The following is a 14,272-nucleotide window of genomic DNA, read 5'->3' as shown; positions in this document are numbered from 1 at the left end:
CGGAACCGAACTGCATGAACATTTTTGACAAGAACGCCGCCGCCGCTGCCTCCGATGCGCAGCTGCTGGCCGACGAAGCCCGCTACAGCTCCTTCGGCGATACCGTCCACTACGTCGATCCGCCTAAGATCTTCCAGCGCGGCGAAGGCAGCTACATGTTCGACGGCGCGGGCGTGCCCTACCTCGACCTGCAGATGTGGTACTCGGCGTGCAACTTCGGCTACAGCAACAAGCGCCTGAACGATGCACTGAAGGACCAGATCGACACCCTGCCGCAGGTCGCCAGCCAGTACCTGCACCCGACCCGCGTGCAGCTGGCCAAGACCATTGCCGTGGACATGCACGAGAAGTTCGGCCTCGACGGTCGCGTGCACTTCAACGTTGGCGGTGCTCAGGCCATTGAAGACTCGCTGAAGATCGTGCGCAACGCGCGCGGCGGCAAGAGCCTGATGTTCGCCTTCGAGGGCGGCTACCACGGCCGCACCCTGGGTGCGTCGTCGATCACCTCCAGCTACCGCTACCGCCGCCGCTACGGCCACTTCGGCGAGCGCGCGATGTTCATCCCGTTTCCGTACCCCTTCCGTCGCCCGAAGGGCATGACCCCGGACGAGTACTCCGACCACTGCGTGTGGCAGTTCGAGCGCCTGTTCGAAAGCGAGTACAACGGCGTGTGGGATCCCAAGGTCGGCCAGGCCGAGTACGCCGCGTTCTACGTCGAGCCGATCCAGGGCACCGGTGGCTACGTCATCCCGCCGCGCAACTTCTTCACCGGCCTCAAGCGCGTGCTGGACAAGTACGGCATCCTGATGGTCGTCGATGAAATCCAGATGGGCTTCTGGCGCACCGGCAAGCTGTGGTCGATCGAGCACTTCGGCGTGACCCCGGACGTGCTGGTGTTCGGCAAGGCGCTGACCAACGGCCTGAACCCGCTGTCGGGCCTGTGGGCGCGCGAAGAGCTGATCAACCCGACCGTGTTCCCGCCGGGCTCCACCCACTCCACCTTCAATTCCAACCCACTGGGCACCCGCCTGGGCCTGGAAGTGCTGAAGCTGGGCAAGGAAATGGATTACGAGCGCACCGTGCCGGAAAAGGGCGCCTACTTCCTCGACGGCCTGCGCGGCCTGCAGAAGCGCCACCCGGAAATCGGCGACGTCGACGGCCTGGGCCTGGCGCTGCGTGCGGAAATCTGCCAGGCCGACAGCTACACCCCGAACAAGGAGCTGCTGGACCGCATGGTCGACATCGGCCTGGCCGGTGACCTGCTGCACGACGGCAAGCGCATGGGCCTCGTGCTCGACGTGGGTGGCTGGTACAAGAACGTGATCACCTTCGCGCCGTCGCTGGACATCAGCTACGAAGAAATCGACCTGGCGGTCACCCTGCTCGACCAGGCGCTGACCAAGGCCAAGGGCTGAGGTCGATGCGCTGCCGGTTCCCGTGCCGATGGAGATGACGTCACGCGCATCCAGTACCGCGCTGGAACCGACCGCGCTGCTGGAGGGCTTCCTGGCCCACCCGCCGCTCGGATTTGAGGCAGGCCGCCTTCCCAGCGGCCTGCCGACCTTCCGTGCGCCGCTGGACCTGACCACCACGATGGATGACGAACTGCGCGGCAGGCTGCTCGGCCTGCCGCTGTCGCGCCTGTGGCGGCCGTGGATCACCTGGAAGACGCGCTTCGTCGGTGCCACCAGCACCGAGTACACCCCGCTGCCGGCACACGTTGCCCCGGAGGCGCTGGCCGAGGACGTGACGCGTCACGCGATCGGCGATACCCGGCTGCTGGTGGTGAAGGACCTGGCAGTCGATTCACCGCTGCTGGACGACGCGGCCAACGCACACAGCGGCGCCTTCCTGCAGGCGCTGCTGGCACGCGGCTTCGTCGAACTGGAAGGCATGCCGCTGGCCTGGGTGGCGATCGATTTCGATTCGCTCGACGACTATCTCGGCCGCCTGTCATCCTCGCGCCGCAAGAACATCCGTCGCAAGTTGCGTTCGCGCGATGACCTGCAGATCGACTGCATCGCCACCGGCAACCCGGCCTTGGCCGACCCGCAACTGCAGGCCGAACTGTACGCGCTGTACCTGGGCGTATACGCGCAGAGCGCGGTGCATTTCGACCAGCTCGACCTGCCCTATTTCCAGTACCTGCTGGCCGACAGCCAGGGCCAGGGACGGATGTTCCTGTACCGCCACCAGGGCCGGTTGATCGGCTGGAACCTGTGCTACGTGCATGCCGGCAAGCTGGTGGACAAGTACATCGGCCTGGCCTATCCGCAGTCGCGCGAGCACAACCTGTACGCCGTCAGCTGGATGCACAACCTCGAGTACGCGCTGCAGCACGGCCTGAGCCACTACGTGGCCGGCTGGACCGACTCGCGCATCAAGGCCGAACTGGGTGCGCGCTTCACCTCCACCCGGCACGCGATCCACGCACGCTCCCCGCTGCTGCGCGCCGCCCTGCGCAAGCTGACCCCGCACCTGCAGAGCGAACCTGATGGAGGCGGTTGAACGATGCCGTTGCGTTCCCCGCTGATCCTGGACCTGGACGGTGGCGTGCTGCCGCTGCCCCAGGCACAGACCCTGGCCCTGCCGCAGTGGCATGACCCGCTGCGCTTTGCCTGCAGCAATGCCACCCTGGACCGTTTCGCCGCTGACGTGCTGGCACCACTGCCGGCCCAGCTCGGAACCGTCATGCTCGGCAGTGGCGACTTCCACCACCTCAGCCTGCCACTGTTGCGCCGCATGCGCGGGCAGGCCCCGTTCCAACTGGTGGTGCTGGACAACCATCCGGACAACATGCGGTTCCCGCTCGGCATGCACTGCGGCTCGTGGGTGAACGCCGCCAGCAAGCTGCCGCAGATCTCGCACGTCCATGTGCTCGGCATCACTTCCAGCGATATCGGCCTCGGTCATGCCTGGGAGAACCACTGGCGACCGCTGATGGGTGGACGCCTGACGTACTGGTGCATGGACGTGGATGTGGGCTGGGGCCACCGCCTCGGCATGGGCCGTGCGTTCCGACGCTTCGAGCACCCGGAAGCACTGGTCGCCGCGTTCGCCGCCGAGCAGGCCGCATCCCCACAGCCGACCTACCTGTCGATCGACAAGGATGTATTCGCCGAGGACGTTGCGCGCAGCAACTGGGACCAGGGCCGCTTCCAGCTGGAACACGCACTGGTGGTGATCGAAGCACTGCGCGCCGGTGGCCTGGTCGGCAGTGACATCACCGGCGAAGTTTCGCTGGCCAACTACCAGAGCCGCTTCAAGCGCTGGCTGTCGTCGCTGGATGGCCAGCCGGACGTCAGCGCCGATGATCTTCCTGCCTGGCAGGCCCGGCACCAGCAGGTGAACCGCGAACTGCTGGCGGCAATCGCCGCCGCTCCGACGGCCTGCTGACCGCGTCGGCAATGCCGGGCGTTGGCCGGCGTGGCTTCGGTAGTGCCGGCCGCTGGCCGGCAACCTCATTGTTCCCGGGCTCACGGGAATGCCGGCCAGCGGCCGGCACTACACTGGGTTCCCGCCCCGGAGCCCTCGCCATGCCCCAGACCGTCATCCCGCAACTGCGCATGCGCCATGCCGATACCACCCTGCCGTTCTACGTGCAGGGGCTGGGTTTCGTGGTCGACTGGGAACACCGCTTCGAAGCCGGTTTGCCGTTGTTCGCCCAGCTCACCCGCGATGGCCAGACGATCTTCCTCACCGAGCACAGCGGTGACTGCGAGGTCGGCGGCGCGGTGTACTTCATCGTCGACGACGTCGACAGCCTGTACCGCGCCTTCAGCGCCGCCAACGTGCCGATCGAGCAGCCACCGCATGACACCGACTGGGGCAGCCGCGAGATGCTGCTGCGCGACCCCGACGGCAACCGCCTGCGTTTTGCCACCCACCTGGACTGAACAATGCGGACTTGAGGCATATATACGAAACATATATGCTTCGTATATCCACTCCGCCAGGACCGCCCATGGGCATCGTCAACATCGATGACACCCTGCACGACCAGCTGCGCCGTGCCTGCACTGTCTCCAGCCGTTCGATCAACGCCCAGGCCAACTTCTGGATCCGGGTCGGCATGCTGTGCGAAATGAATCCCACGCTGAGCTTCCAGGACATCGTCGCCAGCGAACTGCGGGCTGCCGGCGTGCAGCCGCCGCTGCTGGCACCGGGACAGGTCTGAGCAGATGGCGATCATCAAGCGCCCCGACGAGATCGCGCTGATGGCCGAATCCGGGCGCCTGCTTGCGCAGGTGTTCGCCGCGCTCGACCGGCTGCCGCTGCAGGGCCGCAGCACGATGGAGATCAACGATTTCGTCGAACGCATGATCGTTGACGAGCTGCAGGCGCGGCCGGCCAGCAAGGGCCAGTACGGCTTCCCGTACGTGCTCAACGCCTCGATCGACAACGTGATCTGCCACGGCGTGCCCAGCACCACCGACGTGCTGCGTAACGGCCAGATCGTCAACCTCGACATCACCCTGGAGAAGAACGGCTACATCGCCGACTCCAGCACCACCTACCTGGTGGGCGAGGTCGACTACGCCGCGCGCAGGCTGGTGCAGACCACCTGCCAAGCGATGTGGGAAGGCATCGCCGCGGTGCGCCCCGGCGCGCGCCTGGGCGACATCGGCCACGCCATCGCCCGCTACGCGCGCAGCCACGGCTACACCGTGGTGAAGGAATACTGCGGCCATGGCATCGGCCAGGAAATGCACGAGGAACCGCAGATCCTGCACTACGGCCATCCCAACACCGGCCTGGTGCTGGAAGAAGGCATGGTGTTCACCATCGAGCCGATGCTCAACCAGGGCAGGCCGGCCATCCGCCAGCAGCCGGACCAATGGCCGGTCTACACCCGCGACGGCAAGCTGTCTGCCCAGTTCGAGCACACCGTGGCGGTTACCCGCAGCGGCGTGCGCGTATTGACCCTGCGCCCCGGCGAAACGCCATTGTGCGCGGTGGATGCGGGCTAGAGCGGACGCAACAGAAGCAGCGTTGCCAGGCAGAACATGAAGATCGCGACGCCCCCATCCAGCACCCGCCAGGCGTCCGGCCTGCGGAACACCGGCTGCAACAGGCGCGCGCCATAGCCCAGCGTGCAGAACCAGGCCACGCTGGCGGCGCACGCACCGGCGGCGAACGCCCAGCGCAGGTCACCGGGGTAGCGCGTGGTCAGGCTGCCCAGCAGCACCACCGTATCCAGATAGACGTGCGGGTTGAGCAGGGTGAAGGCCAGGCAGGTCAGCAGCACCTGCCGTCCGCTGCCGCCCTGCGCCTCGGCGGCGGCCAGCGCACTGCCACCGCGCCATGCGCGCAGCCCCGCCTGCAGGCCATACCAGAGCAGGAAGGCCGCGCCACCGAAGCGCAGCCCCTGCAGCAGCAGCGGCCACTGCAGCACCAGCGCGCCCATGCCGCCCACGCCCGCCAGGATCAGCACGATGTCCGCGCCGGCGCAGGCCAGCACCACCTTCCCCACATGGCGCTGCTGCAGGCCCTGGCGCAGCACGAAGGCGTTCTGCGCACCGATGGCGATGATCAGGCCGTCGGCACTGTCGCAACGGATCAAGGCCCTGGAGGACAGGCTCGGGCAGGTGTTGCTGGTTCGCCAGGCACCGTGCCGCCCCACCGCCGCGGGTGAAGCGCTGCTGCGCCGGGTACGGCCGATGCAGGCGCTGGAAGCCGAGGCGCTGGCCGAGCTGCTGCCCGAGCGTGGCAGTGACACCGCGCGCACGCCGATCCCCCTGGCAGTCAACGACGACTCGCTTGATACCTGGTTCGTGCCCGCCATCGCAGACCTGCACCAGCGCCACGGCTACCTGTTCGACCTGCGCATGGACGACCAGGACCACACCCTGCAGTTGCTGCGCGATGGCAGCGTGCTCGGCGCAGTGACCGCCGAAAGCCAGCCGGTGAAGGGCTGCAACGTGCACCCGCTCGGCGCCATGCGTTACCACGCGATCGCTTCGCCCGGCTTCGCCCGCCAGTACTTCAACGATGGCATGCAGGCCGCGGCCCTGGCGCGCGCACCGATGCTGGTGTTCAACCGCAAGGATGAGCTGCAATGGCGCTTCGTGCGGCGCCTGACCCGCGCGCGACTGCAGCCGCCGCTACACTACCTGCCCTCTTCCACCGGTTTCGTCGAAGCTGCCGCGTGCGGACTCGGTTGGGGCATGGCCCCGGAAACCCTGGTCGCGCCCGCCGTGCGCGCCGGCCGCGTGGTGGTACTGGAACCCCGCCGCTGGCTGGATGTGCCGCTGTACTGGCAACATGCCGCCGTGCGCTCAAGCACGCTGCAGCACATCACCCAGGCGCTGCGCACTGCGGCCAGCGGCACCCTTCGTTGAGGACAATCCGATGACCGCAGACTCGGGCTTCACGCCGCGCGCACTACCGTTTGCGCACTTCTTTACCACTGGGACGGCATGGGCGTGATCGGCCGACGTACAAGGATGCACCGCGCGAAGGCCGCGCTGACGCTGGTGCTGGCGACCTGCCTGCCAACCGCTGCGTCCGCGCAGAACAACACCGACGCCCCCGCATTGGACTGGGAACAGGCACGCCAACGCCTGGAGCAGGTCTCCGATGCGCTGGCGGCGGCTGATGCAGCGGTACGCAACAAGCAGGACCTGCAGGACGCCACGCGCCTGCTGCGCCTGCCGGAGATCACCGGCGAAGTGCGCCGCCTGCAGTTCCAGAAGACCCTGACCCTGCCACTGGGCTCGCTGGCGCCCGTGGCTGAAGCCTTCGGTATCGATTCGCCGCTGTCGTTCACCGAGCGCGACTGGCGTACACGCCCGGTAGTGACCGCGGTGCTGCCGCTGTACACCGGCGGCGTGATCCCGGCCGCGCAACGTGCGGCCAGCGCCGCCCAAGAGCAGGCCAACGCCGAGCGCGAGGCACAGCGCCAATCATTGACCGTGCAGCTGGCCCAGGCCTACTTCGGCCAGCGCCTGGCCGAGCAGGCGGTGGACGTGCGCCGCGACGTACGCGACGGCCTCAACCGCCACCTGTCCGATGCAGAAAAGCTGGAGCGCGAGGGCTTCGCCACCCGCGCCCAGCGCCTGCAGGCCACCGTGGCCCGCGACAAGGCCGAGCGCGAATACCAGAAGACGGTGAACGATCTGGCTACGCTGAAGGCCGCGCTGGCCACGCTGCTGCGCAGTGGTGGCGAGGTGCAGCCGGTGTCGCCGCTGTTCGTGCAGCGCGTGCCGATGGAACCGGTGGCCAGCTTCGAGCGCACGGCGCAGGCGCGCCAGCCGCAGATCGCGCGCTTGCGCGCGATGGTGGCGCAGGCCGAACAGGGCGTGCGCGTGCAGCAGGCCAAGCTGAAGCCGCAGATCTTCGCCTTCGGCCAGTACGACTTCCGTCGCCGCGACGAGATGCTGACCGACCCGGACTGGGCGTTCGGCATCGGCCTGAAGTACACCTTCCTGTCGCCGAACTCGCGGCCGGCGCAGATCAGCGCCGCGCGTGCGCAGCAGGACCAGGCCGAAGCGGGCCTGCGCGAGGCCGAGAACCAGGTCGCACTGGGCGTGCGCAAGGCCTGGAACGAACTTGAGACCGCGCGCCAGCAGTTCGTGCTGCTCGACAGCAGCATCGCCCAGGCACAGGAAAACCTGCGCCTGCAGGAGCTGGCGTTCCGCGAAGGCCAGGCCACCTCGCTGGATGTGATCGATGCGCGGCTCGGCCTGGGCGGCGCCCGTGTCGAGCGCGCACAGGCCGCCTACCAATACGACATTGCGCTGGCACAGTTGCTGGAGATCAGTGGACAGATGGACCGTTTCGAAGAATTCCGGCGGCGTGCGGACGAGGTGATCGACCATGAGTGATGTGCTGCACGACGATGCGACGACGCCCCCCGGCAAGCGACGGCTGGGACCGATCCTGCTGGTGGTCCTGCTGGTCGCGGTGGTGCTCGGCCTGTGGCTGGCCTGGCGCAGCCCGGCCGACCAGATCCAAGGCATGGCCGATGCGGACACGATCAACGTGGCCGCCAAGATCACCGCGCGCGTGGCCGAGCTGAAGGTGCGCGAGGGCGATCGCGTGCAGCCCGGGCAGGTGCTGTTCCTGCTCGACAGTCCCGAAGTGGCCGCCAAGGAACAGCAGGCGCACGGCGCATTGGCCGCTGCGCAGGCGGTGGCCGACAAGGCCGATGAAGGCGCGCGCAGCGAAGACATCCGAGCCGCCGAAGCGAACTGGAAGCGGGCCGAAGCCGGCGCGACGCTGGCCGAAGCGACCTACCAGCGCGTGCAGAACCTGTTCAACGAAGGGGTGATGACCCGGCAGAAGCGCGATGAAGCGCATGCCCAGGCCACCAGTTCGCGCGAACTGGCCCGCGCCGCCCGCGCGCAGTACGACATGGCATTGGCCGGCGCCCGCGAGCAGGACAAGCGCGCCGCGCAGGGCCAGGTACAGCAGGCGCAGGGCGCGGTGGCCGAGGTCAACGCCGCGCGAGCAGAAGTGGAAGGACGTGCGCCGGTGGCGGGCGAGATCAACAAGCGCATGGCCGATCCGGGCGAGCTGGTGCCAGCCGGCTATCCGGTGTTCACCCTGGTCGACATCGACCGCATGTGGGTGGCGATGAACCTGCGCGAATCGCAGATGCAGGGCCTGAAGGTCGGCAGCAAACTGCAGGGCAGCGTGCCGGCGCTGGACCTGGATGGTGAGTTCGAGGTCTACTTCATCAATCCGGCCGGCGACTACGCAACCTGGCGTACCACCCGCCAGTCGTCCGGCTATGACGTCCGCAGCTTCGAGGTGCGGGTGCGCCCGGTACGCCGCATCGAGGGCTTCCGCCCCGGCATGAGCGTGCTGTTCGCATGGCCCCAGCACTGAGCCCGGACCGCAACGGCTTCGCCGCTTCGTGGCGGCGCGAGCTGCAGTCGCTGCGCAGCAACCGTGCCGACCTGCTGCTGGTCACCTTGCTGCCACTACTGATGCTGGTAGTGATGGCATGGATGTTCACGCCGTCGGTGATGCGCGATATCCCGATTGCTGTGGTCGACCTTGACCATAGCAGTGACAGCCGCCTTCTGCTGCGCATGCTCGACGCAAGTCCCGGCGTACGCGTCGCCAGCCAGCCAGCGGACCTGGAGGAGGCACGTTCGCAGCTGCGCAGCCTGGACGTGTTCGCCATCGTGCTGGTGCCGCGCGATGTCACCCGGCAGGCGCTGCGTGGGCGCCAGGGCACGGTGTTCGCCTATTACAACGCCACCTACATGACCACCGGCCAGTCCGCGTCGCGCGACATCGGCGACGCGGTTTCCGCATGGAACGCACGCCTGCTGCGCGAGCGCATCGGCCTGCAGGTCGGCCCGGGCAAGCTGCGCGCGGCGCCGATCGCGGTGCAGTCGGACATCCTCTACAACCCGGCGCGCAGCTACGAATTGTTCCTGCTGCCACTGATCTTCCCGGCAGTGCTGTCACTGGTACTGGCACTTGCGGTGGCCGGCAGCCTCGGCCGCGAGATCCGCGATGGCACCCTGCCCGCCTGGCTGGCTCGCACGCCGTGGTCGGCGATCGCCGGCAAGGTCGCGCCGTACCTCCTGCTGTTCTCGCTGTATGGCGCGCTCGGCATCGGCTACCTGGCCTGGCTGCGCGGCGATGGTGTGGCCGGCAGCGTGCTCCTGCTGCTGCTCGCACAGCCCCTGTTCTACCTGGCCACGGCCGCCTACGCGTTGTTTTTCGTCGGCGTCACCCGCGACATGGGTACCGCGCTGTCCGCGGTGGGTCTGAGCATCGGCACCGCACTGGCGTTTTCCAGTGCCACCTTCCCGGTGCTGGACGGGCCGTTGTTTACCCGCGTCTGGCACCAGCTGCTGCCATTGAGCGCCTACATCAAGCTGCAGACCCAGCAGCAGTTCATCGGCTCGCCGCTGCAGGTTTCGGCATGGCCGCTGGCTACGCTGCTGTTGATGACGGTGGTGGCCGGTGGCATCGGCGGCCTGCGCCTGATCGCCTTTGCACGCACGCCTGCCGCCGCACAATCCGCAGGGGCCGACGCATGAGCATGCTCTGGCGCAGCCTGCGGCAGACCCTGATGGCGGTGCTGTGCGACCGCTACGCGATCGTGGTGATGGTCGGTGCGGTGATCCTGTATTCGTTCTTCTATCCAGCCGCCTACCGGCACCAGGTGGCCGGCAACCTGCCGGTGCTGGTGGTGGACGAAGACCACAGCGCGACCAGCCGCGAGCTGCTGCGCAAGCTCGACGCGCTGCGCGTTGCGCGCGTGGTCGGGCAACCGGCGGACGTCGACAGCGCACGCCAGCAGCTCGAAGCCGGCCACGCCGAAGGCATCGTCGTGATCCCGGCCAACCTGGAACGCGACATCCTGAGCGGCCATCCGGCCAAGCTGGTATTGCTTGGCAACGGTGCCTACCTGGGCCGTGCCAGCTGGGTGCTGGGCAGCGTGGCCGATGCACTGGGCGCATTCGGGCGCGACGCCGTGGTCGGCCAGGCCGCCTTCATGGGCGCGCCACAGGCACCGCCGGTCACCCTGGTACAGCGCCCGCTGTACAACACCCAGGAAGGCTATGGCAGCGCCATCGTGCCCGGCGTGGCCGAGCTGATCGTGCACCAGACGCTGTTGATGGGCATCGGCGTTCTCCTCGGCGGCCGCCGCCTCGCGCTCGGCCGGCGCCTGCGCTTCGACCTCCCGACCCTGGCCGGCATGGCGATGGGCTTCGGCCTGATCGGCCTGTTCGGTTTGTTCTGGTATGCCGGGTTCACCGCCTGGGTGCAGGACTATCCACGAGGAGGCAACCCGCTGGGCCAGCTGCTGGGCGGCACCTTGTTCATCGCCGCGACGGTGGCGTTCGGCCTGTTCATCGGCAGCTTCTTCCGTACCCGCGAACGCGCCTTCCAGTACATCATCGCCACCTCGATCCCGCTGTTTTTCCTCGCCAACCTGTCGTGGCCGGCGGTGATGACGCCGCAACCGCTGGTCTGGCTGGCACAGCTGCTGCCGACCACCTCGGGCATCAACCTGATGGTGCGCCTGAACCAGATGGACGCCCGCCTGGCCGACATCAGCCACGAACTGATCACCCTCACCGTCCTGCTGCTGCTCTACGGCAGCCTCGCCACCTGGCGCCTCCTCGCAAAAAAGGGGACGGAGGGAATTAAGTCGTAACCGGCCGGTTTGGGAGATTGCGACTTAATCCCCTCCGTCCCCTTTTCCTGCAACGAAGAACGCCGGCGCGGGGCCGGCGTTCAAGTACTGCGATGTGGAAGGGGAAAACTGGGGCTGTCGGCGATCGATCAGCGATAGACGCGTTCGCAGCGGCGCTCGACCACGCGGTCGCCATTCTTCTGCTGGCTGTTGCCCTGGATCTGGCGACCGGCCGCGCCACCGGCAACAGCACCGGCCACGGTAGCGAGCTTCTTGCCATTGCCGCCGCCCACCTGGTTGCCCAGCAGGCCGCCGATCACCGCGCCGGTGGCCGTACCGGCGATGCGGTTCGGATCGCGCGAGTTGCGCTGCACTTCCACGTTCTTGCAGACCACGCGGCTGCCGTCGTTGAACTTGCGTCCCTCATCGCGCGGCCCATACGTCTGCGCGCCGGCCACCGACGAAGCCGCCAGCAGGGTGCCCAGCACAAGCAATCGGGTCGAGGTCTTCATGGCCATCTCCTGAGTTCCGGTATGGCACAAGTGTCCTCCCGCGGTTGGCAACCCAAGGTGAAATGCGCGTGTCCGCCACCTCATCGGCCATCGCGCGTTCAGGAAGAAAATCCGCGCCCATCACGATCAGCCATCGTGATGGGCGCCGTCTCCCTACCGGCGTGCCACGTTCTAGAACTCTTCCCAACCACCGGCATTGGCCGCCAGTGTCGGTTCGATGCGGGGTGAAAGCGCAGCGGGCCGGCGTACCGGGGTGACCGTCGCAGCTACCGCTGCCAATGCGGGGCGTACCACCGCCGCTGCCGTCGCCGCACCCGTGCGGAACACCGAAACCGCCTCAGCCAGCAGGTTGGCCTGCTCTTCCATCGAGCGTGCCGCTGCACTGGCCTCTTCCACCAGCGCCGCATTCTGCTGCGTGGTCTCATCCATCTGCACCACAGCCTGGTTCACCTGCTCGATGCCCGAGCTCTGCTCCTGCGATGCGGCGGAGATATCAGCCATGATGTCGGTCACGCGCTGCACCGACGCCACGATCTCTCCCATCGTGGTGCCTGCCTGGCGGACCAGCGCCGATCCATCGGCGACCTTGCCGACCGAATCCTCGATCAGGCCCTTGATCTCCTTGGCCGCTCCGGCCGAGCGCTGTGCCAGCGTGCGCACCTCACTGGCCACCACCGCAAAGCCCCTGCCCTGCTCGCCTGCACGCGCGGCTTCCACCGCCGCGTTCAAGGCCAGGATGTTGGTCTGGAAGGCGATGCCGTCGATGACACTGATGATCTCGGCGATCTTCTTCGACGAGGCTTCGATGGCCGACATCGTGGTGACCACCTGGCCGACCACCTCGCCGCCCTGCGAGGCGACACCGTGCGCGCCGATGGCGAGCTGATTGGCCTGGCGTGCATGCTCGGCGTTCTGCTTCACGGTGGAGGTCAGTTCCTCCATCGATGCTGCGGTCTCTTCCAGGTTTGCCGCCTGCTGTTCGGTACGCCGCGACAGATCGGTGTTGCCCGAGGCAATCTCGCCTGCTGCGAGGTTGATGCTGGACGCACTGGACTGGATGCGGCCGACAATCTGCTTGAGCTGATCGACGGTGGCATTGCAGTCATCGCGCATGCGGGCGAACACGCCGTGGAAGTCACCCTGCATGCGTACGGTGAGGTCACCGCGCGAGATCGCCTGCAGCAGCGTCGACACCTGCACCAGGTTCTCGTCGGTGGTCTGCATCAGGCGATTGAGCCCTGCCACCATGTCGCGGAAATCATAGGCGAAGCGATCTTCATCGCCGCGCAGGCTGAAGTCGCCCGCCGCCGCGGCCGTCGCCAGCCGGCGGATCTCGCAGTTGATCGCCGACAGGCTGGTCTTGGTCTCGTCCATTGCCTGGGTGATCGCCGCCTTCTCGCCCGGCAGCGGATCCATGTCCACCGACAGGTCGCCACGGGCGTAATGCTTCATCACTTCGATCAGCCGGTTCTGCACCTGCACATGCGAGCCGACCAGCGCATTCGTCTCGTGCACCATGCGCCCGTAGTCGCCGGGGAAGGCAGCCTCGTCCATGCGATAGCTGAGGCTGCCGGCATCGTGCTGGCGGGCCAGCTCGCCCTGCGCCGCCATCACCGACTGCAACTGCGCCTGCATGCGCTGCATCGACCTGAGCAGCTGCGTCACCTCATCGTTGCCGGACGCGTCGATGCTGTTGTCCAGCCGCCCGTTGGCGATGCCGTCGGCCAGCTTCACCGCACCTTCCAGCGGGCGGGTCAGGCTGCGGGTGATGGCCCACGCGGCCAGCGAGCCCAGTATCAGGCTCAGCACGCCGAACACGATCGACAGCGTGCCGGTCCAGGATTCGGTTGAACGGTATTCCTCGCGGCTGCGCGCGGTCAGTGTCTCCTGATGCCGCAGCAGGGTCGAGATCGTCTCATTCCATGCGGCAGCCAGGCCGTGCTCGGCGAGCAGTTCCTTGGCCGCACCGTCGAAATCACCGGCCTTCATGCGCTCGTGCAGATGCTGGGTGGAGGCGTCGGTGGCCTTGCGTGCCGCGTCGATCTTCGCCACCAGGGCATCACCGGTGGCATCGCGTGGAATCTTGATGTACTTGGCCCAGATACCGTCGTAGGTCTGCGACAGCTCCTGCGCCTTCTGATAATCCTTGTCGAAATCCTCACCGCGCTTGATCACCATCAGCCGGCGATGCATCAGCACCGCGTTGTTGGTATCCAGCATCTCGTTCAACAGCCGCATCTTCACCATATTTACGTCCACCACTTTCGAGAACTGGGCAGACTTCAGATGGTTTCCGTACAGCGCCAGGCCGACGATGGCCACGATGAACAGCAGCAGCAAACCGAACCCGGCCCCCAGCCGGGATCCCACACGGAGGTTGCGTAAGGCGAGCATCTCAATTCCCTTGATCATGGCCGTACGATCGATGGCGGCGCAGGCAGGGGAAACTTTATGGGTCGATATTATTATATCGATCTAAAACTCTGGAACTGTGCAGACAGGTGTGAAATCAGACAACCCACGAAGGCGCTGTATCCATAAGGTATATCGCCACGGGTAGCGAGAATGGGATCAGACAGGGACCTGCCAGCCCGTTGCGCGGCATTACGGGGCAGCTGGCCCCGGGAAGATCAGATCCTTCCCGAGCCTTGCC

14 protein-coding genes are annotated in these 14,272 nt (G+C 67.0%); 11 read left to right on the top strand and 3 right to left on the bottom strand.

Translation table 11 applies throughout. The features are described from left to right. Positions 1 to 14 precede the first annotated feature (14 nt). The 6 genes from ACSYHF_RS06100 (at position 15) to map (ending at position 4,970) form a co-directional block, all read left to right on the top strand. Positions 15 to 1,415, top strand: coding sequence for an aspartate aminotransferase family protein (locus ACSYHF_RS06100; protein ID WP_111127950.1), 1,401 nt, complete (start codon positions 15 to 17; stop codon positions 1,413 to 1,415). A 28-nt stretch (positions 1,416 to 1,443) separates the two neighbouring features. Beyond that, entirely contained in the window at positions 1,444 to 2,508 is a 1,065-nt protein-coding gene (locus tag ACSYHF_RS06095; RefSeq protein ID WP_111127952.1) for a GNAT family N-acetyltransferase, read from the top strand. A gap of 3 nt (positions 2,509 to 2,511) precedes the next feature. Next, positions 2,512 to 3,396 carry a hypothetical protein gene (locus ACSYHF_RS06090; protein WP_111127953.1) on the top strand — a complete coding sequence of 295 codons (885 nt, stop codon included), beginning with the start codon at positions 2,512 to 2,514 and terminating at the stop codon, positions 3,394 to 3,396. Positions 3,397 to 3,536: 140 nt separating this feature from the next. Further along, positions 3,537 to 3,896: a bleomycin resistance protein gene (locus ACSYHF_RS06085; RefSeq protein WP_053498166.1), complete on the top strand. Its 360-nt coding sequence runs from the start codon at positions 3,537 to 3,539 to the stop codon at positions 3,894 to 3,896. Between the two features lie 68 nt (positions 3,897 to 3,964). Beyond that, positions 3,965 to 4,177: a ParD-like family protein gene (locus ACSYHF_RS06080; protein ID WP_005415768.1), complete on the top strand. Its 213-nt coding sequence runs from the start codon at positions 3,965 to 3,967 to the stop codon at positions 4,175 to 4,177. 10 nt (positions 4,178 to 4,187) lie between these two features. Next, positions 4,188 to 4,970, top strand: coding sequence for a type I methionyl aminopeptidase (map, locus tag ACSYHF_RS06075; protein WP_188238892.1), 783 nt, complete (start codon positions 4,188 to 4,190; stop codon positions 4,968 to 4,970). On the opposite strand, the gene ACSYHF_RS06070 is transcribed toward map, so the two are convergent. Further along, positions 4,967 to 5,536, bottom strand: a complete 570-nt coding sequence (locus tag ACSYHF_RS06070; RefSeq protein WP_447576424.1) for a LysE/ArgO family amino acid transporter — start codon at positions 5,534 to 5,536, stop codon at positions 4,967 to 4,969. The two genes, map and ACSYHF_RS06070, sit on opposite strands and share 4 nt — an antisense overlap. Between ACSYHF_RS06070 and ACSYHF_RS06065 the strand changes: the two genes are divergently transcribed. From ACSYHF_RS06065 to ACSYHF_RS06045, 5 genes are all read left to right on the top strand, one after another. After that, on the top strand, positions 5,436 to 6,341 hold the full coding sequence (locus tag ACSYHF_RS06065) for a LysR family transcriptional regulator ArgP (RefSeq protein ID WP_447576174.1): 906 nt from the start codon (positions 5,436 to 5,438) through the stop codon (positions 6,339 to 6,341). The genes ACSYHF_RS06070 and ACSYHF_RS06065 overlap by 101 nt on opposite strands. 78 nt (positions 6,342 to 6,419) lie before the next feature. Next, the gene (locus ACSYHF_RS06060; RefSeq protein ID WP_447576173.1) at positions 6,420 to 7,826 is read left to right on the top strand and encodes a TolC family protein; all 1,407 of its coding nucleotides are present in this window, start codon (positions 6,420 to 6,422) and stop codon (positions 7,824 to 7,826) included. Then, positions 7,819 to 8,832 carry an HlyD family secretion protein gene (locus ACSYHF_RS06055; RefSeq protein ID WP_447576172.1) on the top strand — a complete coding sequence of 338 codons (1,014 nt, stop codon included), beginning with the start codon at positions 7,819 to 7,821 and terminating at the stop codon, positions 8,830 to 8,832. The genes ACSYHF_RS06060 and ACSYHF_RS06055 overlap by 8 nt, the downstream gene beginning before the upstream one ends. After that, the gene (locus tag ACSYHF_RS06050; protein WP_053498154.1) at positions 8,817 to 10,004 is read left to right on the top strand and encodes an ABC transporter permease; all 1,188 of its coding nucleotides are present in this window, start codon (positions 8,817 to 8,819) and stop codon (positions 10,002 to 10,004) included. Before ACSYHF_RS06055 ends, ACSYHF_RS06050 begins: the two co-directional genes overlap by 16 nt. After that, complete coding sequence (locus ACSYHF_RS06045) at positions 10,001 to 11,128, top strand: ABC transporter permease (protein ID WP_111127958.1); 1,128 nt, start codon at positions 10,001 to 10,003, stop codon at positions 11,126 to 11,128. Before ACSYHF_RS06050 ends, ACSYHF_RS06045 begins: the two co-directional genes overlap by 4 nt. Positions 11,129 to 11,256: 128 nt before the next feature. Here ACSYHF_RS06045 and ACSYHF_RS06040 read toward each other — a convergent pair whose 3' ends face one another. After that, positions 11,257 to 11,625, bottom strand: coding sequence for a glycine zipper 2TM domain-containing protein (locus tag ACSYHF_RS06040; protein WP_005415760.1), 369 nt, complete (start codon positions 11,623 to 11,625; stop codon positions 11,257 to 11,259). A gap of 165 nt (positions 11,626 to 11,790) precedes the next feature. After that, on the bottom strand, positions 11,791 to 14,013 hold the full coding sequence (locus ACSYHF_RS06035) for a methyl-accepting chemotaxis protein (protein WP_095377816.1): 2,223 nt from the start codon (positions 14,011 to 14,013) through the stop codon (positions 11,791 to 11,793). Positions 14,014 to 14,272: the final 259 nt, after the last annotated feature.

This window comes from Stenotrophomonas maltophilia group sp. P373 (genome assembly GCF_053295075.1).
The sequence above is the reverse complement of the archived record's forward strand: the minus strand, read 5'-3'. Positions and strand labels throughout refer to the sequence as shown.

Coding starts and splice junctions, on each gene's coding strand:
- ACSYHF_RS06100 (WP_111127950.1), top strand. CDS start 15: ATGAACATTTTTGACAAGAACGCCGCCGCCGCTGCCTCCGATGCGCAG.
- ACSYHF_RS06095 (WP_111127952.1), top strand. CDS start 1,444: ATGGAGATGACGTCACGCGCATCCAGTACCGCGCTGGAACCGACCGCG.
- ACSYHF_RS06090 (WP_111127953.1), top strand. CDS start 2,512: ATGCCGTTGCGTTCCCCGCTGATCCTGGACCTGGACGGTGGCGTGCTG.
- ACSYHF_RS06085 (WP_053498166.1), top strand. CDS start 3,537: ATGCCCCAGACCGTCATCCCGCAACTGCGCATGCGCCATGCCGATACC.
- ACSYHF_RS06080 (WP_005415768.1), top strand. CDS start 3,965: ATGGGCATCGTCAACATCGATGACACCCTGCACGACCAGCTGCGCCGT.
- ACSYHF_RS06065 (WP_447576174.1), top strand. CDS start 5,436: ATGTCCGCGCCGGCGCAGGCCAGCACCACCTTCCCCACATGGCGCTGC.
- ACSYHF_RS06060 (WP_447576173.1), top strand. CDS start 6,420: ATGGGCGTGATCGGCCGACGTACAAGGATGCACCGCGCGAAGGCCGCG.
- ACSYHF_RS06055 (WP_447576172.1), top strand. CDS start 7,819: ATGAGTGATGTGCTGCACGACGATGCGACGACGCCCCCCGGCAAGCGA.
- ACSYHF_RS06050 (WP_053498154.1), top strand. CDS start 8,817: ATGGCCCCAGCACTGAGCCCGGACCGCAACGGCTTCGCCGCTTCGTGG.
- ACSYHF_RS06045 (WP_111127958.1), top strand. CDS start 10,001: ATGAGCATGCTCTGGCGCAGCCTGCGGCAGACCCTGATGGCGGTGCTG.
- ACSYHF_RS06040 (WP_005415760.1), bottom strand. CDS start 11,625: ATGGCCATGAAGACCTCGACCCGATTGCTTGTGCTGGGCACCCTGCTG.
- ACSYHF_RS06035 (WP_095377816.1), bottom strand. CDS start 14,013: ATGCTCGCCTTACGCAACCTCCGTGTGGGATCCCGGCTGGGGGCCGGG.